Annotated in this window: 5 protein-coding genes; 1 reads left to right on the top strand and 4 read right to left on the bottom strand. The window is 70.2% G+C overall.

Going from position 1 to position 7,543, the window contains the following annotated elements; translation table 11 throughout:
- Together QYS60_RS07275 and QYS60_RS07270 are read right to left on the bottom strand one after the other, a co-directional pair.
- Positions 1-717, bottom strand: a 717-nt coding sequence (locus QYS60_RS07275) for a cbb3-type cytochrome c oxidase subunit I (protein WP_371382793.1), incomplete at its 3' end; no start/stop codon positions are given.
- Between the two features lie 605 nt (positions 718-1,322).
- The gene (locus QYS60_RS07270; protein WP_371382792.1) at positions 1,323-2,432 is read right to left on the bottom strand and encodes an alcohol dehydrogenase catalytic domain-containing protein; all 1,110 of its coding nucleotides are present in this window, start codon (positions 2,430-2,432) and stop codon (positions 1,323-1,325) included.
- Between the two features lie 190 nt (positions 2,433-2,622).
- Between QYS60_RS07270 and QYS60_RS07265 the strand changes: the two genes are divergently transcribed.
- A complete protein-coding gene (locus QYS60_RS07265; protein WP_289378517.1) occupies positions 2,623-3,960 on the top strand; it encodes an amylo-alpha-1,6-glucosidase in 1,338 nt (445 codons plus the stop codon).
- A gap of 111 nt (positions 3,961-4,071) precedes the next feature.
- Here the strand turns inward: QYS60_RS07265 and QYS60_RS07260 are convergent, their stop codons facing one another.
- Both QYS60_RS07260 and QYS60_RS07255 read right to left on the bottom strand, forming a co-directional pair.
- Positions 4,072-5,529, bottom strand: coding sequence for a catalase (locus QYS60_RS07260; RefSeq protein WP_371382791.1), 1,458 nt, complete (start codon positions 5,527-5,529; stop codon positions 4,072-4,074).
- 106 nt (positions 5,530-5,635) lie between these two features.
- Positions 5,636-7,447, bottom strand: a complete 1,812-nt coding sequence (locus QYS60_RS07255) for a sigma-54-dependent Fis family transcriptional regulator (RefSeq protein ID WP_371382790.1) — start codon at positions 7,445-7,447, stop codon at positions 5,636-5,638.
- Positions 7,448-7,543 lie beyond the last annotated feature (96 nt).

Below are 7,543 nucleotides of genomic sequence, written 5' to 3'. Positions count from 1 at the left end.
CTGCCGGTCGACGAACAGGGCGATCAGCGCCGCGGCCAGCAGCGGGAAGATCAGCAGGATCAGCAGCGAGGCGATGAAGGTGTTCCAGGTGAAGATGGGCATCCGGAACATGGTCATGCCGGGGGCGCGCAGGCACACGATGGTGGTGATGAGATTGACCGCGCCGAGGATCGTGCCCAGGCCGCCGACGGTGAGACCGAGGATCCACAGGTCCGCCCCGACACCGGGCGAGTGCAGTGAATTCGTCAGCGGCACATACGCTGTCCACCCGAAGTCCGCGGCCCCGCCGGGGGTGAGGAAACCGCCCGCGGCCATGAGCCCGCCGAAGACGTAGAGCCAGAAGCCCACCGCGTTCAGCCGGGGGAAGGCCACGTCCGGCGCCCCGATCTGCAGGGGCAGAAGATAATTGGCGAAGCCGAAGAACACCGGGGTCGCATAGAGCAGCAGCATGATCGTGCCGTGCATCGTGAACAGCTGGTTGTACTGCTCGTTCGACAGGAACTGCAGGCCGGGCACGGCGAGCTCACCCCGGATGAGCAGCGCCATGAGACCGCCGACGAGGAACCACGCGAAGGCCGCCACGATGTACATCACACCGATCACCTTGTGGTCGGTGGAGGTGACGACCTCGAGGATCCTCGAGCCTTTCGGGCGGTGGGTGGGTGGATACGGCCGCTGCGCGTCCGGCGTCCTCAGTATCGGCGCGACATCGACCATGACCACGACTCCTGCCTTCGGGCCCGCCGTCCGGCGGGGCATCGAGTTCCGAACTGCTGCCGCGAGAGGCTGGATTCGCGACCTCCCGTTCGACCGGCGGCGCAGGCGCCCGGAGCGGAGCCGCCGACCGTCGGCGCGCTGACTCTTGCACCGCCGCATCGACATCGGCAATGAGACGTGGAGCACGTACACGACCCGGCGTGGTCTCGGCGAGACGCGCCGGGCAACGGCGGCTGCACCGGACGGACGGGACCGTTTCGGGTGCCGAGGTCGTCGTCGGCCGGGCCGAAAATTACTGATCAACAGGTTTTTCCACAGCTGTGGATACGCGCGCTCGCGAGCGGTCCAGGCACCCGCCGCGCACCGGCGAAACGGGAATCACACGTCGGCTCCGGCACGGCCGGAGGGACCGTGGGCTCGGAGAAAAGGGTCCGAAGACTCCCGTCGCATGCGCCCATCGGCCGGAGCAGTCCGGTGCCGAGCGGGGGACCGAGTGGCGGGGACGCCCGGGCACGACGTCCCCGGCGGCTCGGCCGTCGGGAGAAATCGGTTCCCACAAGACATCCGGTCCGGGACCTTGGTCCCGGACCGGCCGGCGTCCGGGCTCAGTCGTCGAACAGGACGACCTGACGTACGGCCAGTCCGTCCGCGAGCTGGTCCATGGCCTCGTTGATGCGTGAGAGGGGGATCCGGGAGGAGATCAGTTCCTCCACCGGGAGCCGGCCATCGCGCCACATGCGCGCGTACTCGGGGATGTCGCGGCGCGGCACGGCCGAGCCCAGGTAGCTGCCGACGATCGTGCGAGCCTCCGCGGTCACCGTCAACGGGGAAATCACGGCCGTCGCGGTCGGAGCGGGCAGACCGACCGTCACGGTCGTGCCGCCGGGTGCCGTGAGAGCGAACGCGGTTTCGAACGCGCGTGCGCTGCCGGCACACTCGACGACGTACCGGGCGGCGACGCCCCGCTCGAGCGCCTCGGCCGGCGTGTAGGTCTCGTGTGCCCCCAGTTCGCGAGCACGGGCGAGCTTGTCGTCGAGAGTATCGATCGCGACGATGCGCGAGACACCCTGCGCGACAGCCGTGAGGAGAGCGGCCATGCCGACACCACCGAGCCCGACGATCGCGATGCTGTCCTGCGGCCGCGGCCGGGCCGCGTTGAGGACGGCACCCCCGCCGGTGAGCACGGCACAGCCGAGCACCGCGGCGACGTCGGGTGGCACGTCGTCGTCGACTGCGACGGCCGACGCGCGGTCGATCACCGCGTGCGTCGCGAAACCCGAGACGCCGAGGTGATGGTGCACCGGGTGACCGTCACGGTGCAGGCGCCGGCCCCCGTGCAGCAGTTCCCCGGCGTTGTTGGTGGCGGACCCGGCGGTGCAGGGCAACCGGCCGTCCTCGGCGCAGTTGTCGCACGCCTCGCACCGTGGCAGGAACGACATGACCACCCGCTGCCCCACCCGGAAGTCGTCGACGGCCGAACCCACCTCGACGACCCGTCCGGCCGCCTCGTGTCCGAGCAGCATCGGCACGGGACGCACCCGGTTGCCGTCCACGACGCTCAGATCGGAGTGACACACCCCGGCCGCCTCGATCCGTACCAGAAGCTCGGTCGGTCCCGGCGGGTCGAGCTCGAGTTCCGACAGGCTGATCGGCTTCGACTCGGCGAACGGCCGCGGCCGGCCGATCTCCTCCAGGACTGCGCCGGTGATCCTCATGCTCCGGTACTCCTCGGGTCTCGGGGGTGGTTCCGGAATCCACCGTAGTTCTCGTGCGGGGACCGGGGTCGGCACCGAGCGCAGGGTTCCGGACATCGACACCGGTCGGCACGTGTGTGGCTGTCCGATTTCCGGTGGTCCGGCTGCCCCTCGGCGCGCGCCCACGCCGGACCGGTCGCACAATGATGCGATGCCGGACCGCGGATTCACCCACACCCAGCTCGCCGCGCGGGCTGCCTATCTGCTGCGCGGCAACGACCTCGGCACGATGACCAGCGCCGCCCCGAAGCTGTATCCGCACATGTGGAGCTGGGACGCGGCGTTCGTCGCCGTGGGGCTGGCCCCGCTGAGCGTCGAGCGGGCCGTCGTCGAGCTCGACACCCTGCTGTCGGCGCAGTGGCGCAACGGCATGATCCCGCACATCGTGTTCGCGAGCGGGGTGGACGGCTACTTTCCGGGACCGGCGCGGTGGGCCTGCACCGACCTGGCCGCCGCTGCCCCGCGGGGCCCGCAGACCTCCGGCATCACCCAGCCACCCGTGCACGCCATCGCGGTGCAGCGGATCCTCGACCACAGCCGCCGGCACGGGCGCACCACCCGTGCCGTCGCCGAGGAGTTCCTGGACCGTCGCTGGCCCGACCTGGTGCGCTGGCACCGGTGGCTGGCCCGGGCCCGCGACCTCGACGGCAACGGCCGGATCGCGCTCTACCACGGCTGGGAATCCGGCATGGACAACTCGCCCCGGTGGGACGCGGCGTACGCCAACGTCGTCGCGGGGGCGGTACCGACGTTCCGGCGCGAGGATCTCGCCCATGTCGGCGACGCGAGTCAGCGGCCCACCGACGCCGAGTACGCCCGCTACCTGTGGCTGCTCGAGGAGATGAAGGAAGTGCGCTACGACGACGACGCCTTGGCCACGGCCATGAGCTTCGCCGTCGAGGACGTGTTCGTCAGTGCCGTGTTCGCGCTGGCGTGCGAGGTGCTCGCCGTCATCGGGGAGGAGCATTCGCGCCCGAATGCGGACGTGCGTGAGCTGCACGAGTACGCGGACCGGTTCCGTCGCGGCGTGCTCGACACCACCGATCCGCGTACCGGCGCCGCCAAGGACTTCGATCTGCGCAGCGGCCGCTGGATGGCCACCGACACGATCGCGATGTTCGCGCCGTTGCTGTGCGGCGGTCTGCCGCGCGGCACCGAACGGACCCTGGTGCGTACCTTCGAGGGCCCGAAGTTCTGCGGGCACCCCGACCTGCGCTACGCCGTGCCACCCTCCACTTCCCCCGTCTCCCGGGACTTCCGTCCGCGCGAGTACTGGCGCGGACCGGTGTGGCCGGTGATGACCTGGCTGTTCTCCTGGACGTTCGCCCGCCGCGGCTGGGCGGAGCGCGCCCATCTGCTGCGGGCGGAGGGCCTGCGGCAGGCGAGCGACGGCTCGTTCGCCGAGTACTACGAGCCGTTCACCGGCGAGCCGCTCGGCAGCATGCAGCAGTCGTGGACCGCGGCCGCGGTGCTGGACTGGCTGGGCTGAGCCGGCCGCGCCGACAGCCGCGCGCCCCCCGGTCGGCCGCGCAGGCAATCGACGCGGCGGACGACCCAGGGGCGCGCGGCTGCCTGCCACGCCGGACGGATCACCGGCCGTTCACAGCGCCCCGATCGCCTCGCAGGCCTTGCGAACCCCCTCACCGTAGGCCGGATCTGCCTGGGTGCAGTTGGCGATGTGCCGTTCGATCGTCGTCACCGATGCTCCGGTGATCGCGCGTGCGGTGTTCTCGAACAGTACGGTCTGCTGCTCGGCGGTCATGTTGCGGAACAGGATTCCGGGCTGCTCGAAGTAGTTGTCGTCGTCTGCCCGGTAGTCGAACCGGTCCGCGACGCCACCGACGGTCAGCGGCGGCTCGGCGTACCCGCGTTGTTCCTGGAACCGGCCGTACGAGTTCGGCTCGATGCTCGGGACGCTGCCCTGGTTGCCGTCCACCCGCATCGCGCCGTCGCGGTGGAAGGAGTTCACGTGGGCGGCGGCCCGGGGGCAGTTCACCGGGATCTGATGGTGGTTGACGCCGAGCCGGTATCGTGCGGCGTCCCCGTACGAGAAGAGCCGGCCCTGCAGCATCCGGTCGGGCGAGAACCCGATGCCCGGAACGACGTTCGCAGGGGAGAACGCGGCCTGCTCGACGTCGGCGTGGTAGTTGTCCGGGTTGCGGTTCAGCTCCAGCTCCCCCACCTCGATGAGCGGGTAGTCCTTCTTGGACCACACCTTGGTCAGGTCGAAGGGGTGGTACCGGTAGGTCGCCGCGTCGGCCTCGGGCATGATCTGCACGTACAGCGTCCATTTCGGGTAGTTCCCGGTCTCGATCGCCTCGTACAGGTCCCGCTGGGCGGATTCGCGGTCGCCGGCGATCACGGCCGCAGCCTCGTCGTCGGTGAGGTTCCGGATGCCCTGCTGGGTGCGGAAGTGGAACTTCACCCACGATCGGGTGCCCGCGGCGTCGACGAACGAGAAAGTGTGCGAACCGAACCCGTGCATGTGCCGGTAGCCGTCGGGGATGCCGCGGTCGGACATCACGATCGTGATCTGGTGCAGGGCTTCCGGCAGGTTGGTCCAGAAGTCCCAGTTGTTCTCGGGGTCGCGAAGGTTGGTCCGCGGATCGCGCTTCACGGCATGGTTGAGGTCGGGGAACTTGAGCGGATCGCGGAAGAAGAACACCGGGGTGTTGTTGCCGACGACGTCCCAGTTGCCCTCCTCGGTGTAGAAGCGCACGGCGAAGCCGCGGATGTCGCGTTCCGCGTCGGCGGCGCCGCGCTCACCGGCGACGGTGGAGAACCGGACGAACACCTCGGTCTGCTTGCCGATCTCGGAGAACAGCGCGGCCCGGGTGTGCCGGGTGATGTCGTGGGTGACGCGGAAGGTGCCGAACGCGCCGGAACCCTTTGCGTGCATGCGCCGTTCGGGGATCACCTCGCGGTCGAAGTGCGCAAGCTTCTCGAGGAACCACACGTCCTGGAGGAGCATGGGTCCGCGGGCCCCGGCCGTGAGACTGTTCTGGTTGTCCGGCACCGGTGCGCCGGCAGCGGTGGTGAGTCCGTTGTGGTCGGTCATCGATCACTCCTGTCTGGTCACCCCGGTGGGGTGAACGTCTCTGCGCTCAGGAGTGTTTCGTGCGGGGCCGGGTCCGGTCGTCTCAATTTGACACGCACGCTCGGAATCAGAGAGTGATGCCGAATTCGCGGATCTTGCGGTAGATCGTCGCCCGCGACATGCCGAGGGCCTTCGCGGCGGCCACCTTGTCGCCACCGTGCAGCGCCAGTGCCTCCACGATCGCGTCCCGCTCGAGCGACTCGAGCCGAGTCAGGCTCCGGCGGGTCGTCGCCCGGCACTCGGCGGGCAGGTCGGCCGGCTCGACGGTCCCGGAGCGCCGACGCCGGCAGAGCTCGTCGAGGACGCTGCGCAGATGGGTCACGTTGCCGCCCCACGACAGCCGCATGAGCTGGTTCGCCGCGGCCGGGGACAGCGTGAGTTCGGTGGCGCCGGCGGCATCGAGGAGGAACCGCACGAGGTCGGGAACGTCCTCGAGGTGGTGCCGCAACGGCGGTACCGAGATCGTCTTCGGGAACAGCCGCAGCACGGAGTGGGTGTCGCTCTCCTCCTGCGGTGACTGCATGGTCAGGGCGACCCACGGCGCGGGCGCACGCGTGTCCTGGGCGACGGTCTGCAGGAACGCCGCGAGCGCCGCGAGCTGGTCGTCGCCGAGGACGTGGGCGTGCAGCACGGCGAGGTCGCCGCCGTCGTCGAGGGTGGCGCCCGCGCGTTCGGACAGCTCGTCGCCGTCGAGCCGGGCCGCGTCGAGGACCGTCAGGGTGCGCTCGGGCCGGACGTGGTCGTGCGCCGCCCGGATCAGGACGGTCTTCCCGACGCCCGGCTCACCGTCGAGGACGAGCCATTCGCTGCGCCGGCACGCCTCGACGACACCTTCGACGGTCCGCTGCCACTGGGCGCTGCGGCCGGCCAGGGCGCGGGGCGCGGGCGGGGCGACGGTCCGGGTCGCCCGGCTCCGGGCGAGCTGCTCCTTGATCCGCACGACGCCCCCGGCGAGCCGGTCGTCGACGAAGGTGGGCTGGTAGGACAGGCGGGCCGTGATCCCGCTCGGCAGGTCGGCGAGCAGGGTGAACGGCTCGTGCCGTCCCCGCGCGTCGCGGGTCCGGTCGATGATCGCGGCCTGGTCGCGCGAGTCGAACCGCTGCTGGGTGAGGGCGTTCATCATCAGGACCTCGTCGCCGATCGCGATGACCGGACGACCCGAGTGCTGGCACGCGGCGTGGTAGTCGTGCAGCAGCGCCCGGTCCAGTTCGTTGGCCTCCTCGAGGATCCGCTCCCGGATGCGGGTGGCGGCGAGTTTGGCGAACGAGAGCAGCAGCGAGTTCGTGTTCTCCGCCTCGGTGGTCAGGTCCACCACGCCCAGCAGGGCCCCGGTGATCGGATGGGTCACGAGTGCGCCCGCGCAGGAGAACCTGCGCAGATGCCCGCTGTAGTGCTCGTCGCCCCGGATGAGCAGCGGCGCGCCGACCTCGAGCGCGGTGCCGATGCCGTTGGTGCCGACCTGGGACTCGGAGTACCGGAAACCCGGCGCGAGCTGGACCCGGTCCAGCGCGCCGAGCAGGCGACGGTCGCCGCCGTAGCGGCTGAGTACGGTGCCCTTGCCGTCGGTGAGGATCAGACTCACGGGTTCGTTCTCGATCTCCGCCGCCAACGCGCGCAGCACCGGCCGGGCCGCCCGGGTGAGGACGGTGTCGGTGGGGAGGGATTCGACGTAGTCCGCGGCCGGGCGATCGGCATCGACCTTGGCTTCCCGGGAACGCAACCAGGACACCCGCAACCAGTTGCGGACCCGCCGGTCGCCGAGATCGGGGAAGTCGCCCGCACGGACCGAATTGCCCGCTTCCTGAAGCGAATGCCCGTCCTGGGAACCGCTCCGGTTGTGTTCACCCACTTCGATCTCCCGGTCGTCCGGAGTTGTCACGCCACCTTCTCCTCGGGTCCCGCAAGAGCAAAGGTAATCACATCGATTGTGACCTGAGTCTCACATTGAGACAGATCGGGGTTGCACACGGGGGTT

It is taken from the genome of Rhodococcus sp. GXMU-t2271, assembly GCF_041414735.1.
GTDB lineage: Bacteria > Actinomycetota > Actinomycetes > Mycobacteriales > Mycobacteriaceae > Rhodococcus > Rhodococcus indonesiensis.
Note: the sequence above shows the minus strand (reverse complement) of the source record. Positions and strands in the feature narration are given on the sequence as shown.

What these genes read in the sequence shown, in the direction of transcription:
- QYS60_RS07270 (WP_371382792.1), bottom strand. Translation starts at nt 2,432, where the DNA reads ATGAGGATCACCGGCGCAGTCCTGGAGGAGATCGGCCGGCCGCGGCCG.
- QYS60_RS07265 (WP_289378517.1), top strand. Translation starts at nt 2,623, where the DNA reads ATGCCGGACCGCGGATTCACCCACACCCAGCTCGCCGCGCGGGCTGCC.
- QYS60_RS07260 (WP_371382791.1), bottom strand. Translation starts at nt 5,529, where the DNA reads ATGACCGACCACAACGGACTCACCACCGCTGCCGGCGCACCGGTGCCG.